11 protein-coding genes, 2 rRNA genes and 1 pseudogene are annotated in these 19071 nt (G+C 58.1%); 8 read left to right on the plus strand and 6 right to left on the minus strand.

Annotated features, from left to right (window positions below; genetic code table 11):
- Nucleotides 1-250 precede the first annotated feature (250 nt).
- Together rrf (KSX58_RS01505) and KSX58_RS01510 are read left to right on the plus strand one after the other, a co-directional pair.
- A 5S ribosomal RNA gene (gene rrf / locus KSX58_RS01505) occupies nucleotides 251-367 on the plus strand.
- Between the two features lie 281 nt (nucleotides 368-648).
- Nucleotides 649-3381: pseudogene (locus KSX58_RS01510) on the plus strand (alpha-mannosidase).
- Nucleotides 3382-3420: 39 nt separating this feature from the next.
- Here the strand turns inward: KSX58_RS01510 and KSX58_RS10330 are convergent.
- A complete protein-coding gene (locus KSX58_RS10330) occupies nucleotides 3421-4863 on the minus strand; it encodes a hypothetical protein (RefSeq protein WP_003811161.1) in 1443 nt (480 codons plus the stop codon).
- A gap of 289 nt (nucleotides 4864-5152) precedes the next feature.
- On the opposite strand from KSX58_RS10330, the gene KSX58_RS01525 reads away from it, so the two are divergent.
- Together KSX58_RS01525 and KSX58_RS01530 are read left to right on the plus strand one after the other, a co-directional pair.
- Nucleotides 5153-6835 carry a VWA domain-containing protein gene (locus KSX58_RS01525; protein ID WP_085407833.1) on the plus strand — a complete coding sequence of 561 codons (1683 nt, stop codon included), beginning with the start codon at nucleotides 5153-5155 and terminating at the stop codon, nucleotides 6833-6835.
- Between the two features lie 288 nt (nucleotides 6836-7123).
- On the plus strand, nucleotides 7124-7594 hold the full coding sequence (locus KSX58_RS01530; protein ID WP_217752025.1) for a PH domain-containing protein: 471 nt from the start codon (nucleotides 7124-7126) through the stop codon (nucleotides 7592-7594).
- A 336-nt stretch (nucleotides 7595-7930) separates the two neighbouring features.
- Here the strand turns inward: KSX58_RS01530 and KSX58_RS01535 are convergent, their stop codons facing one another.
- The 4 genes from KSX58_RS01535 to KSX58_RS01550 all read right to left on the minus strand — a co-directional run bounded on the left by KSX58_RS01535 (nucleotide 7931) and on the right by KSX58_RS01550 (nucleotide 14770).
- The gene (locus KSX58_RS01535; RefSeq protein ID WP_254882462.1) at nucleotides 7931-11086 is read right to left on the minus strand and encodes a DEAD/DEAH box helicase; all 3156 of its coding nucleotides are present in this window, start codon (nucleotides 11084-11086) and stop codon (nucleotides 7931-7933) included.
- A gap of 11 nt (nucleotides 11087-11097) precedes the next feature.
- On the minus strand, nucleotides 11098-11574 hold the full coding sequence (locus KSX58_RS01540; protein ID WP_021913130.1) for a (deoxy)nucleoside triphosphate pyrophosphohydrolase: 477 nt from the start codon (nucleotides 11572-11574) through the stop codon (nucleotides 11098-11100).
- A 102-nt stretch (nucleotides 11575-11676) separates the two neighbouring features.
- Nucleotides 11677-13677 carry a UvrD-helicase domain-containing protein gene (locus KSX58_RS01545; protein WP_254882463.1) on the minus strand — a complete coding sequence of 667 codons (2001 nt, stop codon included), beginning with the start codon at nucleotides 13675-13677 and terminating at the stop codon, nucleotides 11677-11679.
- Between the two features lie 88 nt (nucleotides 13678-13765).
- On the minus strand, nucleotides 13766-14770 hold the full coding sequence (locus tag KSX58_RS01550) for a Gfo/Idh/MocA family protein (RefSeq protein ID WP_195229716.1): 1005 nt from the start codon (nucleotides 14768-14770) through the stop codon (nucleotides 13766-13768).
- Nucleotides 14771-14891: 121 nt separating this feature from the next.
- Between KSX58_RS01550 and KSX58_RS01555 the strand changes: the two genes are divergently transcribed.
- The 3 genes from KSX58_RS01555 (at nucleotide 14892) to KSX58_RS01565 (ending at nucleotide 17825) form a co-directional block, all read left to right on the plus strand.
- Nucleotides 14892-15425 (plus strand): DNA mismatch endonuclease Vsr, encoded by a 534-nt coding sequence (locus KSX58_RS01555; RefSeq protein WP_217752028.1) that lies wholly within the window; start codon nucleotides 14892-14894, stop codon nucleotides 15423-15425.
- Between the two features lie 44 nt (nucleotides 15426-15469).
- On the plus strand, nucleotides 15470-16675 hold the full coding sequence (locus KSX58_RS01560) for an aminotransferase class I/II-fold pyridoxal phosphate-dependent enzyme (protein ID WP_038445214.1): 1206 nt from the start codon (nucleotides 15470-15472) through the stop codon (nucleotides 16673-16675).
- Between the two features lie 178 nt (nucleotides 16676-16853).
- The gene (locus KSX58_RS01565; RefSeq protein WP_003811134.1) at nucleotides 16854-17825 is read left to right on the plus strand and encodes a Ppx/GppA phosphatase family protein; all 972 of its coding nucleotides are present in this window, start codon (nucleotides 16854-16856) and stop codon (nucleotides 17823-17825) included.
- 142 nt (nucleotides 17826-17967) lie between these two features.
- On the opposite strand, the gene KSX58_RS01570 is transcribed toward KSX58_RS01565, so the two are convergent.
- On the minus strand, nucleotides 17968-18696 hold the full coding sequence (locus tag KSX58_RS01570; protein ID WP_021913138.1) for a DUF4391 domain-containing protein: 729 nt from the start codon (nucleotides 18694-18696) through the stop codon (nucleotides 17968-17970).
- A gap of 183 nt (nucleotides 18697-18879) precedes the next feature.
- On the opposite strand from KSX58_RS01570, the gene rrf (KSX58_RS01575) reads away from it, so the two are divergent.
- Nucleotides 18880-18996, plus strand: a 5S ribosomal RNA gene (gene rrf, locus KSX58_RS01575).
- Nucleotides 18997-19071 lie beyond the last annotated feature (75 nt).

The raw sequence follows: 19071 nt of genomic DNA on the forward strand, positions 1-19071 counted from the left end.
GAAGCCCCGTGAGGGGTGGAGCCGACCGGTACTAACGGGCGACGGCGACACAACAATTCCGATCCTCTTGTGGAGGGTTGGTTCCGCGTCTTTCCTGTGCTTCGGTCCCAGGCGACAATGAGCGCTTGGTGGTCACGAATACGATTTAAACGATAGGCGTTTGCCTCGCGTCCGCTAGCCGGTTCCCAAACCGCCACCGGTGACATGCCGGTTTGGATTCCTTTGGTTTCCTTGCCGTGGCCGTTAGATTTGCGGTGGTCATAGCCCTGGTGAGACGCCCGGTCCCATTCCGAACCCGGTAGCTAAGGCCAGGCGCGGCGATGGTACTGCACTCGAGAGGGTGTGGGAGAGTAGCACGCCGCCGCTTCACACGTATCGGGCCTCCCGGTCGAGCCTTTGGCTCCCGGGAGGCCCATTTTTCATGCTCTTTTTCCGGGCTTCCCGGCGGGCGTCGCTCCAGGAACCCCCGTTTTTTCATCACCTCCCGGACCTCCCGGCAACGCCTTTCGGGCTCATCGAAGGTCCTTATCCGGAGTCTCCACCGGATGTCCGCTTTGAGAACCACTTTTCTCTTTGATGTTTTTTGATTTGAGATTGTGCTGTGGCACCATGGATACACCATAGGAATCATGTGCCAAGGGGATAGCTATGTTTCTTCTTCCAGATCAGCAACTCAGACGTGCCGATCGAGTGATGCGGCAACGACTTGTGCCATATGTGCACGAAACATTATCGCATTGTCAGTTACGCGCTTTTCGCCAATGAAGGCGAACCCGAACAGAGCGCCGACTTTCTTGCCCGTGTCAGGGAAAACAAAGTGGATTTTCTCGACTTCATGGTTCCTGGTGCCTGGGGCACGATATGGGGTACCACATGGTTCGAGGTTCGTGGACGTATCGACCGTGAGTCGGTCAAAGGCAGAGCCGTCGAACTGGTTGTAGATCTGGGATGGAAACGACATCGTGGCCCGGGCTTCCAAGCGGAAGGATTATGCTATCGCCCTGACGGCAGCGTCATCAAAGCGGTGAATCCAGACAATTGCTGGATTCCGCTTATCGATGCCAATGGCGTGGCGAATGTGGAGCTTGACGATGCCGGTCGTTTCACGGTATATGTCGAGGCCGCATCGAATCCACCGGTCGAAGCTGACCTGCCATTCGCGCCGATGAATCTGGGGGAGCGTGCCGACGGTCGTCCATCCGACTATGTGCTCACCACAATGGACGTGTGCGCTTTCAACCAAAACGTGTTCGACTATCTGATGGACTTGGAAACCGTCACCTCGCTGATGAGGGAACTCAAGGATGATGATCCTCGATATTGGCAGCTGGCCAAAGCGCTGCAACGATCACTCAACACATATGACGAGCGTGATATCGCCGGAACTCTGGAGCCAGCCAAGGAAAAGCTTGCCGGGGTATTATCCGAACCCGCATATTCCAGCGTCATCCATCATGTCGCGGTCGGCCATGCGCATATCGATTCCGCATGGCTGTGACCCGTGCGCGAAACCCACCGTAAAGTGGCCCGCACGGTGTCCAACGTGCTTGCCCTGATGGACGAGGATCCGGATTTCACGTACGCGATGAGTTCCGCCCAACAGTATGCGTGGCTGGAACAGGAACATCCAGACCTGTTCGCGCGCATGCTGCAGCGCATCAAGGAAGGACGATTCATTCCCGTCGGCGGAATGTGGGTCGAATCCGATAACATGCTGTCCACAGGTGAGTCGCTGATCCGCCAGATCACGTTCGGCATGCGTTACTTCCGTGAGCATCTTGGCGTGGAACCAAAAGGACTGTGGCTTCCCGACAGTTTCGGTTATTGCGGGGCATGGCCGCAAATCGCACGTCGTGCCGGTTTCGAATGGTTCCTCACACAGAAGATCTCATGGAACGACACCACGAAATTCCCCCACCATTCCTTCGAATGGGGCTGAACCAATTCCACGACATTCTTCCCGGATCGGCGATCGCATGGGTGCATCGGCAGGCGCGTGCGGACTACGTGCGCGACATCGCAAGACTGCGTGATATCGCCGCTGAAGCGGGTGCTTCCATCGCATCGGTGCGGGATGATGCCGACATGCGATCGAACGCGGCCATCGTCCCATATACGGCAAAGAATGGCGATTCGTGGATTGCTCGCACCGCGGCAGTGGGAACGCAGGATGATGACGCGAACGGCACCGACGCGGTCGCCGATGAATCCACCATCGCAACGACATGCGACGACGGTCGAATCATACTTGACAACGGTTTGCTACGTGCCATCATCGCACCAGACGGTACGGTCCGTTCACTGATCGACCTTGATAATGGACACGAACTGGTGCCCGACGGCAGTGGAATCGGGCATTACGAGCTTCTCCGCGACGAGCCATACGAGTGGGACGCATGGGACATCCAGCGCGATGCCTTCCTCAGCGCCGAAGGCATCGATGACTCGCATGTGGAACGAGTGACGGAGACAAAACGCGGCGGAGCCACCGTGCACGTGTCCAGCACCACCGACGGGGTGTCCATCGATGCCTGCATTACATTGCGGGCAAAGTCGAAAAGCCTTGAATTCCGGACCAAAGTGGATTGGCGGGCATCCGAACGATTCCTCAAAGTCGACATTCCCATGGCTATCCAGGCCGACCGGGCGCAGTACGAATGCCAGTACGGCATGGTGGAACGGCCCATTCAGAAGAACACACGTTCCGACGAGGCGAAATACGAAAGCTGCACGCACCGGTTCGTACGCGTCGCCGATGCCGGCTATGCGGCTGCGGTCGTCAACGCCAGCACCTACGGTTCCGACGTTTCGCCGATTCACCGGAACACGGCTTCCGGGCCGGTGCGTGGCACGATGATTCGACTTTCGTTGCTGTCGTCCCCGCTATACCCCGATCCGAACACTGACAAGGGCGTGCATGAGTTCGCGTGGAACGTTGTGGCGGATGCCAGTATGCCGGCTGTGCTTGACGAGGCGAACCGTCTCAACGCGGCCGTGCTGCCTGCCGTGCCGGCGTTCGATCCGCTGGCGCAGCTCAACCCGGTGGATGGCGTCATGGTGCTTGACTGGGTCAAGCTTGCCGATGACGGTTCCGGAGATCTGATACTGCGCGTTTATGAGGCGGTCGGCGGCGAAGCCCATGCGAGACTTGCCGTCAACGCCGCTTTGGGGAAGGCCACGGTACGCGAGTGTTCCATTATGGAGGATGCGCGGCTGGATGCCGAATTGCCCGCGGCTTTTGCCGACGGTGATCCGTCCGTGGCAAGAACGGCGCAAGGAGCGATGCTGAGCCTGCATCCGTTCCAATTGGCCACGTTGCGCGTCAGTTGTGGAAGCGATGGTGGAAATACTGATGGGAATGAGAGTGGAAGCCTGCGATAGATGAGGAACTGGCGGCGGATGCGCTGAGCCGTGCGCCGCCTATTCCTTGGCTTGAGTCCACGCCTGAAGCTTCATACGATTGAGCTCGGTGTTGGGATCGTACGTGTCATCCAACCGCTCCTGATACATCGCGACCAGTTCTCCGCCGCGGCCCAACGCCTCCAAAGCGGCCTCACGAATCGACTCCCATTCGTACGGCACCACTTCCTCGGGGAACATGACCGTGCACTGGTTCGGTGCGTCACGCTCCACCAGATCGACGAAATTCAGCAGATCCTGCCACCGTTCGGCAGCGATCAGCCGCGCCGCGTACGCGTCGGCAAGCGGCTCGGACGTATGGTTGTCGCGCAGGAAACGATCGGCCTCCTCGGCATCGCCACTGATCCGCATCAGATCGTGCCGCAGGAACTGCACGGCATGGTCGAACTGGTTTTGCGCGGTCTGCGCAAGCTGCTGTTTGGACAGGAATGATGGGTCAAGCATGGCGAGATCGTTCAGTTCCTCGGGGGAGAGGGTAGGTGAACCGCCGGTAGTGGAATCGCCGGCAGCGCCCGTGGAATGCGTGATCGAGTTCGCGGTATCCGCGCCGTCCGCAGCGTCTGTACTATTCGTGCTATGCGCATTGTCCGCGTCAGAGGACGTATCACGGAGGTTGTGAGATTGCGTTGCGGTGGCGTCGCGTGCACCCGTATCGCCCGTAACATCACTGTCGATACTGCCGACGCTGTTCATAGTGTCGCCAGTAGTGCTGCTCGCATCGCCATTACCGGACTTCGCTGCGAAATCACGCATCGCGGCAATGCCCTTGTTCAACGCGTCATAGGCGAACATGCGCGTATCATCCCATTGCGCGAACGACAGTCCGCAAGACAGCAGCTCCACCATCTGCATGGCGTTGAGCCGGAAATCCTCATTGCACGCCACCTGCGTGATCATGCGCAACGCCTGCTCGCCCGTCATCGGATCGGCGTTGCAGGCCACGGCATCCATGTACACGCGTACGGTCTGAATCAGATCTTTCAGGTAGTCGAAACCCTCGTTGTCACGGTCGGCCACATTGCCGACGAACCTTGCGGTCATCTCCACAGCTTTGGCGAGATTGCCGACCGCGTCAAGCCATCGCGTGCTGATCACCGCGTTGCCGACCACCGCGTCCACGCCGGACAGCGCCTGCGAATCGATCGAAAACGTCGGCATATCGATGCGTGGAATCTCCACGCCCGTATCGGTACGTTCCGCGGTGGGCACCATGGAGGCGAGGGCGTCGAAATACCATTGCATGGGCATGTTGATGACCACGTCCGCGTCGGAAAGATTGGCGACCGGCACATCGTTGCGTTGCGCGGCATCCTCCTGGCTTGCTTCGCGGATGAGATGATTCCACAGGAAAGTCGGCCCGTCGAATTCGGCGGAACTGAGCCATCCGTTATTGACGTAGTCGGTGAGATCGTCGGCTTCCTGCCTGCGATTGAAGCTGCCCATGCGCCCACCTTTCCGTTGCGATGCCTGTGATTGCATAGTTGCGATTGTGCCGCAACAAGTAGCCGCACCAAGTATAGGCGGCGTCGGCTACGTCTGTGGAAGAGAGCGGAAAGGGCGGAATGAGGGGGAAACGAAAATAATGACGAAAATGAGACGGCAAAATGGCCGTTCGGTAAAATCGGACTATAATCAATCGCACATAACAGAACATGTTTTCAGCGCATTCGGAAATGTTTTCCGGGTGCGCTGAACGGTTTTTGGCGCAATATGAACGGAGGGCCAACACAAGATGAACGCACGCAAACTTGGTGCGGCGGCTGGGGTCATCGCTTTGATCGTAGGTCTGTTCACGGGATGCGGTTCGACGAACAGCGCTTCCAATGCGACGTCGGACGGCGATTCGAACAGCGGCACAACCGCGACATATTCCGTGGACGGTGCCAAAGATTCCATCCGCATCGCCTCCGGCTCCGAAAACAAGGAAGTGAGCGGGGCCATCGAACAGGCGGCCAAACAATCGAAAGTGTCAGTGACCGTCGACTACATGGGGTCGTTGGACGTTATGGACGCGCTGCGCAACAAAGGCCATCACGCGGGCAGGGATTACGATGCGGTCTGGCCGGCCAGCAGCATGTGGATCACCATGGGGGATATCAAGCACGTCGTCAAGGACCAGGTCTCCACGTCCACCACGCCGGTGGTGTTCGGCGTGAAGCAAAGCAAGGCTGAGGAACTCGGCTGGGCGAATACGGACGGTACAACGAAGCCGGTGTCCACGAAGGACATTATGGATGCGGTGAAGGCCAAGAAGCTGTCGTTCGCTATGACGTCCGCCACGCAATCGAATTCCGGAGCGTCGGCGTACATGGCGTTTCTGACGGCGCTGAACGGCGGTAAGTCGGCACTCACCAAAGACGATTTGAACGATGCTTCATTACGTAAGTCCGTGAAAACCGTACTGTCGGGCGTCAATCGTTCATCCGGCTCGTCCGACTGGCTGAAGGACATGGTCGTCAACGACCCGGATACGAACGATTCCATGGTGAACTACGAATCGCTCGTCATCCAGGCGGACAAGGCGTTGACGGCGAAGAACAAGGAGCCGCTGCTGGCCGTCTATCCGTCCGACGGCATCGCGATTTCCGATTCGCCGCTTGCTTACGTGGATCGCAGGCAGGACAAAGAGGATGCGTTCAAGCGATTCAGCAAGTCGATCACGTCGAAGGATTCCAAGAAACTGTTCGAACAGGCGGGTCGTAGAACCGGTTCGGACGGCACGCTGGCGTATGCCAAAGATGCGAAGGTGAAGGATTCGTTCCGTAAGGAATGGGGCGTCAAATCGGATTCATCGGTGCTGAAAACCATCACCATGCCATCCTCCGACATCATCGAACAGGCGCTCGACCAGTATCAGACCGTCCTGCGCAAGCCCGCTTACACCTTGTGGGTGGTGGATTATTCCGGATCGATGTCAGGCAAGGGCAAAAGCGGTGCCGTGGCCGGTTTGCAGGCGGCCCTCGACACCGATCAGGCACGCGCCTCGCATATCGAGCCGGGCGATGACGACGTCAACGTGTTCATCCCCTTCAACAGCAGCGCGAAAGTGGCGCAGGTCGCGCAAGGCAAGCAAACCGCGACCTTGCTGGCCGCCAGCGAAAATCAGGTGGCAAATGGCAATGCGGACATCTACAATGCGCTGGAAGTCGCGTTGAAGAATCTGCCGTCCGACCGCGACGATTACACGGTGGCGATCGCGCTGCTGACCGACGGGCAGTCGGACACGGCGAAGCTTGACGAGTTCAAGCAGCAGTATGCGTCCGATGGCAAAGGCGTTCCGGTTTTCTCCATCATGTTCGGCGACGCGGATTCGCAGCAGCTCAACGATTTGGCCAAGCTGTCCAACGGCAAGGTGTTCGACGGACGCAACGGCAATTTGAGCGGCATCTTCCGCGAAGTGAAGGGCTACAACTGATTTGACGGTGTGGTGCTGATTGGTGCCAATGCCGCGGAAGCGGCGCTTGCCTGTGTTTGCGTTATCGTGCGCGACGTGACGGATGCGGCGCGAGTTGCTGCGTAAGCTGCTGCGCGTGCTGTGAAGTGTCTCTTTTCCCTACACGGAACGACGTGTGAAACAGTGTGTGAAACGTCTGCGCTGTGCGATAGATAAAACGGTGTTCGTGCGAGCGTGACGGTAGAATGGTGTGCTGTGCCGCATAGGGCGGCCATTCCAGTTAGGCCTCTGATGAAAAGGGGGAACCATATGAAGGTTGCAAGCGGCAATGTCCTGTGGCGGCAGCGCAAGCGCAATTGGTGCCGTACGCCGTTCACGTTCACCGTGTACACACTTACCGACCGTGAGCTGAGCGTCAAAACCGGCATTCTGAACGAGAGTTTCAACTTGATCAAACTGTTCCGCATCGTGGATATCAGCGTGGAACGTACATTCCTGCAGCGCATCTTCGGCATGGGCACGATTGTGCTGGATACGCGCGATCAGTCGTCCGGCAATGGTGTGGTGGCATTGAAGAACGTGCTGAACGGATTCGAAGTTCGCAAGGTGCTGCAGGAAGCAGTGGATGCCTCCCGTAGAGAGAACGGCATGTCGGCGCGCGAATTCCTGGGTGGTCCGGGTGGTCCTGCTGGTCCGGGATTCGGCCCGGGTCCTGACGGCCCTGGCTTCGACGGCGGTTTCGATGGGCCCGACATGGGTGGCTACGCCGACGGTCGGTGAGTGACCTTCCGTAGTTTCGGCTACTTTCAGCTCGGACGGCTTGCATATATATGCTGTACATACAACGTATATACACAAGCCGCTTTTATATGTTTCGATGTGTGGCTGGAGTGATTGCGGGGCTATCTCGCTTATGGATGGCGGATTTTCATATGCGTCTGCTGGTATCTCGCTTATGGATGGCGGTGTACTGAAGTAAATCGCTTGTTTGGGGGTATGATTCATACCCCCAAACTTCGTTTTTGCTGTTGGAACCGCCATCCATAAGCGAGATGGCATGTGTCAGTGATCCAAATCCGCCATCTATAAGCGAGATAGGTGTCAGAAGGTCGCGGATTACAGCGCGGACTTGCCGGTGAGGTGGCGGTAGAGTTCCGGATCGACCGGTTTGTCGAGCTTGAGTGTGGAAATGACCACCTTTGACTCGCTGCCATCCTCGCCGGGGTTCACCGACGCGCGTACGTCGTCCAATGCGACCGCGTTACCGACGAAGTAATAGGATTTCTCCTGCTCCTCGGCTTTACGACGGATGAAAACCGGCACAAAATGGCGATTCTGCCATTCCGGAGTATGTTCTGTTCCGTTCAACAGCCACCGGAATTCGTTTGATCTAAGCGAACGATTGTTCTTGCTGAACCATTCGATCTCGCCGGGATTAAGGAACCGGTCGCCATACTGGCTCGCCTCATATTTAATGAAAATCGGGAGTGAGCCGGTTTCGGTGTCCAATTTGTATCCGCCGACATTCTGCGGCACCTGTTCCGCAGGCCAACCACACAGTCGCATCACATCGAACACACTGTACTTTTCTCCATACAGGAACCCATGATTCTGGCGGATATGATGCTTGCGGGACGATTCCGCCAACGCCAACGCGTTGAACAGACCGGCTTCGACGGTATCCGTGAAGAACGTGCGGAAAGTGGTCTGTTCAAGCATCGAGCGGAACTCGTCGGTCAACCGATAAGCCCCATCATCGCAGAGGCGCACCAAAGGAGTCTGCCCGAAACGTTTGCTGTTCGCGGCGATGAAATAGGAATAATCCAACGTGGCGAACGCGGAACGGCATTGCAACTCGTTACTGTCCGCATCGGGGAACAGCGCAGTCAACAACGTCTGCAAATCGACGATCGTGATCGCATGCTGTGAAGCGACCTCACGAAGCGCAGTCAGCGCATCCTCGGAACAATCCGGATCGATCCGCTGCCAATCCATACCGCACAATGCCGCCAAAACCAACAATTCGTGCGGACGCAAGCCGCGCAATTGCGTGGCGGTCAACATTTTCAGCACACCATTGTGCGCATCCGAAGTCGATTCAAGCTGTTCAAGATACGAAACGGTTGCGTTCTTGCCGCGCGACAGGCTCTTCTCACGGGAACGCACGAACGACAGATAATCGTCATTCTTCGCAGCCATCGTGAACACGAGCGACGCGTCACGGCGCGCGAAATCCATCAGCATCGGGATGTGTCCCAATTCGTACCGCATCTGCTGGTACTGCTGGCTCAGCAATTTCATATTCGACAAATCGGCGGTGTCAAGCGAGGCAAGCACGCGCTCGCGGGCGATTTTGTCGAAGCTGATGGACGAGACGCCGATGGTTTCGCGTTGCAGATTCTTACGGGCTACGTCGCGGTCGCCGGTATTGCCGTACAGTGCGATCGGAATCAGATAATTATTCGCGTAATTGCCGATGAAATCAATGACGACCACGCAATCCTTGCCGCTTGCCTTGCGCAAACCACGGCCGAGCTGCTGCGTGAAAATGATGCTCGACTTCGTTTGACGCAACATCACGATCTGATTGACGTGTGGAATATCCACGCCTTCATTGAACAGGTCGACGGTGAAAATATAGTCCAATTCGCCGTTCTCCAACTGTGCCACGGCAGTGTCGCGTTCCATCTGCGAATTTTCGCCGGTGATGGCTTTCGTGCGGTATGGCCGTTCCGCCTGCTGGTTCATCTGCTGGTTGAACAGGTCGGACAGTCGTTTCGCTTCCTCGCGTCGGCTGCAGAACACCAGACCTTGCACGGGTGTTCCGGCCTCGCTGTAGATCTGTATCTTGTCGATGATGTAGCGCACGCGGTTCGGGTCGGCGAGTTCTTCAAGCCAACGGCTTAGCTCGTTACGTTCCTGGTCGGTCATTGACTCGACCTTGACGTCTTTGCCGGCGATCTTCTCGTCGGGCGCGTCCTGAATGTATTCGTGCACCCCGTAATAGTGGAACGGGCAGAGCATGTCCTCTTCAAGCGCCTTCTGCAGGCGGATTTCGTAGGCCACGTTGTTGCCGAATAATTCGAAGATGTTCGCACCGTCCGTACGTTCCGGCGTCGCGGTCATGCCGAGCATGAAATTCGGCTGGAAATGGTCGATGACGCGTTTATACGATTCGGCGGCCGCATGATGCACTTCGTCGACGAGAATGTAATCGAACTCGTCTGCGTCGAATTGTGCAAGCGTTTCCGGACGCGACATCGTCTGCACGGTGGCGAACACGTATTTGCGATCCGATTCCTTGCTGCCACCCGAAAACAGGCCGAGTTCGCTTTTCGGGCATCCAAGCACTTTTTGGAACGATTCTTCAGCTTTCTTGAGGATCTGCTCCTGTTGCGCGATGTACAGCATGCGATTCGGTTTGACCTGCCGCACGTCGAACGCTGACAGATACGTTTTGCCGGTGCCGGTAGCGGAAACGATGATCGCACGGCTTTCGCCCTGCTTGCGTAGCTGTGCGAGATTCATCAGCGCTTCCACCTGCATGGCGTTCGGCTGAATGGTTTGCGATTGGCTTGTTTTTTCGATCGGCTTGCGATTCGGCCGTTGCGGCGCGTACTTTTTGAAGTCTTCCTCGTACAGTTTCAGCCAAGCGTCGGTGAGCGGCTTCGATTCGCTGATTTGCGATTCGATTTCCTCGCTAAGCTGTTCGGCAAGACCGCTGGTATCGGTGGTGGCGACTTTGAGATTCCACTCGCGATTGGAATTCAGCGCGTTGATGGTGAGATTCGAACTGCCGACATACGTGGAATACAGCGGCTCGTCGCCTTGCGCATGATGGAAAACATAGCCTTTGGGATGATAAGGGTAGGCGGCTGTGGCATCGTCATCGTTTCGGCTGGACCGCTCCGGCTGCCAAACTTGCACTTGAATGCCGGTTTCCCGCTGAAGTTTCAGCAGTTCCCTGAATGCTTTGGGAGAGTTGAAATAATTGAACGTCGACGTGATGATTCGACCGGCCTGATGGTCATTGTTGTCGGCGAAATCAAGGAAATACTGCTTAAGCACCTGCAACGCGCCCTGGCTGACGAATGCGACGGACATGTCGAAATCCTGACTGCGTTGCAGTTCGTCCTTGATGGCGTATTCCATGGTCCGACCGTCATGGTTGGCGATCAACGTCGGCTCGTACTGTGCGTCGACATTGTCCTTTTTGTTGATGAAACCGGATAGCAGCGCCTCAACAAGGGAGGAATGGTCATGGTCGTCCATATTGCGCATCATCAGTCGTCACTTTCGTGCGTGGCTGCCGGAAAAGCCGGAAAATCCATGGCGGAGATCAATCGCACCGCTTCTCGGTCGGCGGGCGCCCAGTCCAAAGTGGGCATTTCGGCGGGCGCTACCCAACGAATCTCATGATGCTCGGTCAGATGGGGTGCGCCGCTTATCAAATGGCACACAAACGACGTGAGCACGACGGTACCGAAATCGTAATCGTAAGAAGACGTGCACACTTCGTTGGCAACTTCGACCTCGCACAGCAACTCTTCTTCGATTTCGCGATGCAATGCCTGACGCGCCGTTTCATGCGGTTCGATCTTGCCGCCCGGAAACTCCCAGAAACCAGCCAGTGATCGGCCTTCTCCGCGTTGCGCGCACAGCACCTTGCCGTCTTTGACGATAGCCGCGCCGACGACGTTAATGGTTTTGCGCGGTGTCGGTTGCGCTGACTGTTGCGGATTCTGGTCGGTTGCCGTCATTGCTTTCTCCTGACTAATGAACAGGTCCAGGATACAACGGGGGAGATTACGCCAGGCCCGAATGGGGAGCAACTTACGCGATGGAAATCAGTCCCAATGGTGTCACTTGCATGGCCTGGTGTATCGGCAGTTGGGGAAACCGGTGCACCCGTAAAACGCGCGGGACGGGTCGGAGCCGGTGTGCCGCAATCGCAATGCCTCACCGCAATTCGGGCATTGCGGCGGCAGCTTCACGCCACGGAAGATGTTCGGACAGATCCTGTCGTGCAATTCGTACATGAAACGCGACGGACGCGACTGGTCCACCACGAAAAACAGCTTCTTTTTGCAACGCGTCATCGCCACGTAAAACAGCCGGCGTTCCTCCGCGTGCGGCATGCGTTCCACTTCCGGCAGCAGCAGGCCGAGCAGCGGCTCTTCCGGAATCGCGCTTGGGAAACCCTTCAAACCGCCGGAACAGCACAGCAGAAAAACGAAATCGCGTTGCAGACCCTTGGAAGCGTGCGCGGTCATGAATTTGATGTCCATGTCCGGTTTTTCCGGAAAAACGATGCCGCCGGTATGCTCGTCGATTTGGAACAGCCCGTCGCGGTCGTTGCGCGACAGCAGGTTCAGGTCGCTTCGGTAGCGTCCCAGCATCAGCACCGACGCGGCTTTCGGCAGTTTGCGCAACTGCTCGACGATCGCATCGAACCGCTCCTCCTGCGTCGCGCCGCCAAGCGCCTTCAGCGAATAATCCTTCTTGTCGCTCGGATTGCGCAATTGCTTGGCGTACAGGCTTTTGTCCTGCATGACGAACGCGCCGCTCGCATCGATGAGGCTCTGCCGGAACCGTCGCGTCGTCGTGATCTGGAACATGCGTGTCGGCCCCCAATCGCGCCAAATATCGGCGAAATCGAGAATCAGATGGATGTCGCCGCCTGCGAAGCGGTAGATCGACTGCCAGTCGTCGCCCACGCAGAACAGCGTGAAATCATGCTGCTCGCGGAGTGCGCGGATCAGCTCGTAACGTGGCCGCGACATGTCCTGATACTCGTCGATGAGCACGTATTTGTACGGGTGGCGGTATGCGCCGCGCCTTACGCAGCGAATGGCGTCGGTGATCATGCCGGGAAAATCGATGCCCTGGGTCGCGCGGAAATTGCCGACATACGCGTTGTACAGCGGTTCGACGAGCTGCAGCATCTCACGATTACGGCCGATATGTTTGCCGCCGCGCCTCTCATTGAGCGCGCGCATGCCGTCGATGCCGATATTGTTCTGCCGCATGTGCTGGATGATGGTCTGCGCGTTTTCAATGAGGTTCTGCCGATATTGGTTGAAATTGTAATCATCCGTCGGCAGTTGGAAATCCTCACGTTTCGCGGCGGCGCCATACTTGCCGAACAGCTCCTTCGACATGAGCTTGAATGCGAGCAGACGGTAGGGGATGTTCTGTGCGAGCAGCCGGTCAAACGTGTCTCGTACCACGGCGTTCGACGCATGGCCGTCGATGATGGGCCGGCCGGCGATGGTGGATGCGCGGCAGATTTCCAGGCCGAGACTGTGGAATGTGCAGGCGCGGATCGTCTTGCCGGTGCTTGCCATGATGCGTTGCGACATTTCGTCCGCGGACGCCTTGGTGAACGACAGCACGAGAATCTCTTCGGGGGTGGCGCGCTTGGTGGCGAGCAGCCATGCGATGTAGCCGACGATGGTGGTGGTTTTGCCGGTTCCCGCGCCCGCGAGCACGAGGGTGTTATGGCCGGCGCCGGCGATCGCGCTGATCTGCTCGTCGCTCAATTCGTGCTTTTCGATATTGCCGATGATGTCACGCGCTTTGTCGATGCGGTCGGCTGGCAACAGCGGTTGCGGGGTGAGCTTTGCAGGCCGTTGCGATTGATGTTGCTGCGATTGACGGCGTTGCGATTGACGTTGCGGCGTGGCATGCGGTTGCAGTTGCGGTTGCGTGACTCGTCGCGCAACCTGTCCCGTCTGCTTGGTCTGTCCGGTCCGCGCAGGCTTGGCGTTGTTGGCATTCTTGGCAGAGGATTGCGTTTGCCGGGGCTGCTGCGTCTCATCTTCCGTGCCCAGCACGTACTTCAGCATCCTCAGCAATCCCATGACGCTCCTTCCATGCGTTTCCAAACCGCCGCAAGGGGCAATTATAACGTGGGCGGAGCGCGTCACGCCCACGTCATCGATCGCATCGCTACGCTTCGAACGGGTACTTAAGACCCCAATCCGCGCGCAACGAATCCATGAGCTCCATGATGCGCAACGTGTCGGAATGCGGCATCTCATCGCATTCGGTACGCCCGTCCAGCATGGCCTGTGCGGCCGATGCCACCTCATACTCGTAGCCGGTCAACTGTTCGGGAACGTCATAATGCGCGGTGACGGCATGCGAGCCGTCGAACACGTCAATCGCCTCGACATTGTTGATGTTCTGGCACGTGAGATACCCCTCCGTGCCCCACACCGCGCCCATACGGTCCGAATGGCACAGAATCGAGCTTTGCGCGGTGGCCATCACACCATTCTGGTAATAGAACGTCATCGAATTGTGCGCGTCCACGCCGGTTTCATACGGTTGCATCGACGATTCAACACGTGCGATCGGCGCATTATGCATGATCATGTCGATGAAATTGATTGGATACACGCCGACATCCAGCAGCGCGCCGCCAGCCAGCGCAGGATCGGTGATACGCGCCTTCGCGGTGGTCGGATAGCACAGATTCGCGTCGATCGCCTGCACCTCGCCGATCACGCCGGACGCGATGATATCGTCGATCATGCCACGCGACGGCATATACCGCGTCCAAATCGCCTCCGTGCACAGCATGCCGGTCTCATCCGAAACGTCCAATATCTCACGCGCCTGCTGCGTGTTCGCGCCGAACGCCTTCTCCACCAGCACGCCCTTGCCGGCGCGCATGCACAAAATCGCCTGCTCGGCATGGAAGTTATGCGGAGTGGCGATATACACAAGATTCACGTTCGGATCGGCGACAAGCTCCTCATACGATCCGTACGACACCGGAAAACCGTATTTCGCCGCGAACGCCGCTGCGCGCTCGCCGTCGCGGGCCGCCACCGCGTACGGTGCGACCAGATCACGGTACCGGTCATCCGCCGCCATTTTCACCAACGTTTCGGCCATGCTCTGCGCGATACGACCCGCACCGAGAATCGCGACATTGATCTGTGCCATGAAATCTCCTTGTTTTGAACTGCCTGTTTGCTACGTTGCAATGACCAGCGTACGCCACATGCGACGGCGGCACGCGTTATGCGAAAACGATTGATCGGCCCTTTTGCCATAATGGGAAGCCGTGACGGCAGAGCATCGCAGGCAGACAGCCAAACCCGGAAAAACCGGCAAACCCAAGAAAACCGGCAAACCTAGAAAAACCGGCAAACCCGAAAAATACGAGCGGGGCACGCGCAGCTACACCATGTCCCACATCCGCGGCAAAGACACATCCATCGAACGGATGGTACGTAGCTTTCTGTTTGCCAAAGGCTTGCGATTCCGCAAAAACGACAAGCGATACCCAGGCCACCCGGACGTGGTACTACCGAAATACCGTACGATCATATTCGTCAACGGCTGCTTCTGGCACATGCACGAAGGATGCCCAAAATCCGCGCGTATCCCGAAATCGAACGTGGAATTCTGGACCGCCAAACTGCTGCGCAATCACGAACGAGACGCGAGGCAGCGCGCCGAACTCGAAGCGGACGGCTGGAAAGTCATCGTGGTCTGGGAATGCGAGCTCGGCAAGAAAGTGCGCGACGAACGGTTGGAACGTCTTTACCGCGAAATCGTGGACGATTCCGGAAAGGCGGACGATTCCGGGAAATGACAGTCGGCAGGCGGCGTTGTACGAAACGTGGTAAAAACAGGAATATGGGAAATGTTGAGAATGGCGCGCAGCCGCAGTTGTCGAAGCGCGCGCAGATTGCCAATCCGTTCCGTGCCATGGTGTTCGGAGCCATGGCCGATGAGATGATCGCCAACGGCACCGATGTGGTCAAGCTGAGCCTCGGTGAGCCGGACTTCGGCGCTCCTCCGGCCGTCCGTGACGCCATGCGCGAACAGTATGACGGCCGTCCGCTGCCGTACACCGCGGCGATGGGCCTGCCGGAACTGCGCCAGGCGATTTCCGATTTCTATAAGGAACGTCACCACGTCGACGTCGACCCGAAACGCATCGCGATTACCGCGGGCGGTTCGACGGCACTGCTGCTGTCCGCCGCGCTGACGGTCAACGATGACGACGAAGTGCTCATCGCAGACCCGTCCTACCCGTGCAACCGCGAGCTGGTACGCGCGTTCGGCGGCAAAGTCGTGGACGTGCCGACGTCCGCCGCCACCCGATTCCACCTGACGCCGGAACTGTGCAAAGAATACTGGACGGACCGCACCAAGGCCGTCATGATCACTTCGCCGTCCAACCCGACCGGCACCACCATCGCCTTCGACACCCTGAAAGCCGTGTGCGACCTAGCCCGTGAGCGTGGCGCATGGCGCATCGTCGACGAAACCTACCTCGACCTGGCCGACCGCGAACCGGACGGATCCGACGTGAAATCCGTGCTGGCCTGCGATCCGGACGCCATCGTCTGCTCCAGCTTCTCCAAGTTCTTCGGCATGACCGGCTGGAGGCTCGGCTGGATGGTCGTGCCCGAATACGCGCTCGAAGCCATGGACGACCTCGCCACCAACTTCTTCCTGTGCGCGCACACGCCGACCCAGCATGCGGCGCTCGCCTGCTTCACGCCGGAAACGCTGGCCGTGTGCGAGGAACGCCGTCAGGAACTGCTGGAGCGCCGCCGCATTGTGGTGGACGGTCTGGCCGAGATCGGTCTACCGCTGGAAGTCGAACCGAACGGCGCGTTCTACGCGTATTTCAACATTTCCAGCACCGGTTTGGACGCGTGGACGTTCTGCGAGCGTGCGCTGAAGGAAGCGCATATCGCGTTGACGCCTGGCCGCGATTTCGGCGAGGCCACCGCGGACACGCACGTGCGTTTGTCGTATGCTGCCTCTCGTGAGGCGTTGCGTGAAGGTTTGAATCGGCTTGGCGATTTCGTAGCCAAAGTGCGTGGCTGAGGTACTCGGCTGAAACATATGCCTGAAGCGCGATTTTTCACGCCGATGCAATCGTTTCCCGTATTGTGATCATTGGATGCCCACCCTCCTTTCCGAGGGTGGGCACCGTCATATTTGCAAATGTTGTCAAGGCATGTCGCGCAATAGGTGAAACGTTTAAACTATTATGCTGTGAACCATGGTTACATTGCATTCGCACGCCACCCGACTTGGCGTGCTTGATATTGGTTCGAACACCGTCCACATGCTCATCGTCGACGCGGCTCCGGGCGCGCGCCCCGAGCCCGAGGCCAGCACCAAAAGCACCATTCGCCTGATGCAGTATCTCAAAGATGACGGCAGCATCAAAAAAGCGGGCACCGAAGCCTTGCTTAGCGCGGTTGAAAAGGCGATGAAACTCGCCGAAGAATACGAAATCACCCAGCTGCTGGTCCTGGCCACTTCCGCACTACGCGAAGCGCCGAACGGAGGCAAGATCCTACGCAAGATTGAAGAGGCCATCGGCCAGCCGGTCACCGTGCTGTCCGGCGTGGATGAGGCCCGACTCACCTTCCTGGCCGCCCGCCGTTGGTATGGCTGGGATGCCGGTCGTCTGCTCGTCATCGACATCGGCGGCGGCTCGCTCGAAGTGGCCATGGGCTCCGACGAGGACCCGACCGTCGCGCTGTCCGTTCCTGCCGGAGCTGGCCGCGTGACGCGCGAGTTCCTGCCGGAAAGCGGCGTCGCGGATGATGACGATCTGGAAGCTGCCCGCAAGAACATCCGCAAGATCCTCGAGCCAATGGTCAAGTCGTTCCCCAAATCGAAGCATCCGATGCATGCCGTGGGCACGTCGAAGACGATTCGCTCCCTGGCCCGTCTCGCCGGTGCGGTGATGCGCCAACCGGGCCGTGTGGACACGTCGATTATGACGATCGACCAGCTCGAGGATTGGCTACCGCGTCTTGCGGCCATCGCCCCGGACCAGCGCACCGCATTGCCGGGCGTCACGCCGGAACGTACGTATCAGATCGTCGGCGGTGGCCTGGTGATCGATGAGATTATGAAGGCACTGGACGTCAAAGAAATCGAAATCTGCCCGTGGGCGCTGCGAGAAGGTGCGATTCTGCGCTGGCTCGACCAGTTCGGCCGCACAAGGCTTGGTTTCTAGCGGCTTCGCGGCTGTGGCGCGTTGTTGAGAGCGCGCTTTGGCCACGTTGCCAAACCTCGCTTACGGCTCGGCTGTAATTGTTGCAATTACTGGAATCTCGGTAATCGTAACGATTGCAGCCGAGCTTTGTATTACGGCGGTATTACTGCCCTTGCAGTTCCTCCAACTGGCGCTTCGTCTTGTGCAGTTTCGCGTAGATTTCATTGCGTTGTTCGGGATTCTTGGCACGCTGATGGTCGCGGGTGAGCTTGTCGACCTGCGCGGTGAGCTGTGCAATCTGCATGCGTCGGGCAAGACGCGTGTTCACGTCGATGGGGGAGGGGTCGTCCAGAATCACCTGCGAGCATAGCGACTCCCACAAGGCGTCCATGGAATCGACCGCCGGATCCGTGGCGTTCAGCGTGGCCTCGCCGGCCGGCTGCCAATCGGAAGCGAACACCTTGGATGTGGTCGTGTGCCCGGCACGTGCCGGCAGCGCTCGACGGACGGCGAACGCGCACTCCTGACGCGTCGTACCCTCGAAATCGGCGTCGCGTACGCAAACGAACAGCATGCCCGACTTGCGTTGCATCGCAATCAATTCGACGATATCCGTCGGAACGGCGGCGTTTGGTTCGTGCAAACGCAGGCCGATCACCAGTATTTCCGGCACGCGCGTACCGGCGGCGAGTCCGATATTGCGCGCCTGCAGCAGCGACAGCATGGTGATTGATTCGATGTCGTTCGCCAAACGCTGCTTTGTTTTGGCGGAAACCGGAATCTTCGCCACGAACAGGCCTTTCGGCAGCCTCGCCTTCTCGGCGGGAATCGCAGTGGAATTCGGCAGACCCAAAGTGGTTGCGGAAACGGAACCGCAGGAGGCGATCGTCATTGCTGGCCTTCTTTCGTAAGCACGCCGCAATTGTTGCGGCATTGCTTCGACTGTAGCGCATATGCATTGCGATTGCCGGCATTCGCGCGATTACTGGCGATCATTGGCGATTGGGGAACGCGATTGCAGTGCGCGACACGCCGAAGTTTGCCGATTGCCGCATGTTCGCGTATTATTTCTTCTTGCGGTGATCATAGCCTAGGTGAGACGCCCGGTCCCATTCCGAACCCGGAAGCTAAGGCCTAGCACGGCGATGGTACTGCACTCGAGAGGGTGTGGGAGAGTAGCAAGTCGCCGCGTTTACTCTTTTCGAATCCCGAGTTGAGCTGAGCTCCTCGGGATTTTTCGTTATCTGTCAAAGCAACTGACAAGAGT

The sequence above is a fragment of the Bifidobacterium sp. MSK.17.10 genome, from assembly GCF_019129655.1.
GTDB classification, from domain to species: Bacteria; Actinomycetota; Actinomycetes; order Actinomycetales; family Bifidobacteriaceae; genus Bifidobacterium; species Bifidobacterium adolescentis.

Excerpts from the sequence above, each read along its gene's own strand:
- KSX58_RS01540 (WP_021913130.1), bottom strand. The coding sequence starts at position 11,574 with ATGACGGCAACCGACCAGAATCCGCAACAGTCAGCGCAACCGACACCG.
- KSX58_RS01570 (WP_021913138.1), bottom strand. The coding sequence starts at position 18,696 with ATGACGATCGCCTCCTGCGGTTCCGTTTCCGCAACCACTTTGGGTCTG.
- KSX58_RS01560 (WP_038445214.1), top strand. The coding sequence starts at position 15,470 with ATGGGAAATGTTGAGAATGGCGCGCAGCCGCAGTTGTCGAAGCGCGCG.
- KSX58_RS01530 (WP_217752025.1), top strand. The coding sequence starts at position 7,124 with ATGAAGGTTGCAAGCGGCAATGTCCTGTGGCGGCAGCGCAAGCGCAAT.
- KSX58_RS01545 (WP_254882463.1), bottom strand. The coding sequence starts at position 13,677 with ATGGGATTGCTGAGGATGCTGAAGTACGTGCTGGGCACGGAAGATGAG.
- KSX58_RS01550 (WP_195229716.1), bottom strand. The coding sequence starts at position 14,770 with ATGGCACAGATCAATGTCGCGATTCTCGGTGCGGGTCGTATCGCGCAG.
- KSX58_RS10330 (WP_003811161.1), bottom strand. The coding sequence starts at position 4,863 with ATGGGCAGCTTCAATCGCAGGCAGGAAGCCGACGATCTCACCGACTAC.
- KSX58_RS01525 (WP_085407833.1), top strand. The coding sequence starts at position 5,153 with ATGAACGCACGCAAACTTGGTGCGGCGGCTGGGGTCATCGCTTTGATC.
- KSX58_RS01565 (WP_003811134.1), top strand. The coding sequence starts at position 16,854 with ATGGTTACATTGCATTCGCACGCCACCCGACTTGGCGTGCTTGATATT.
- KSX58_RS01535 (WP_254882462.1), bottom strand. The coding sequence starts at position 11,086 with ATGGACGACCATGACCATTCCTCCCTTGTTGAGGCGCTGCTATCCGGT.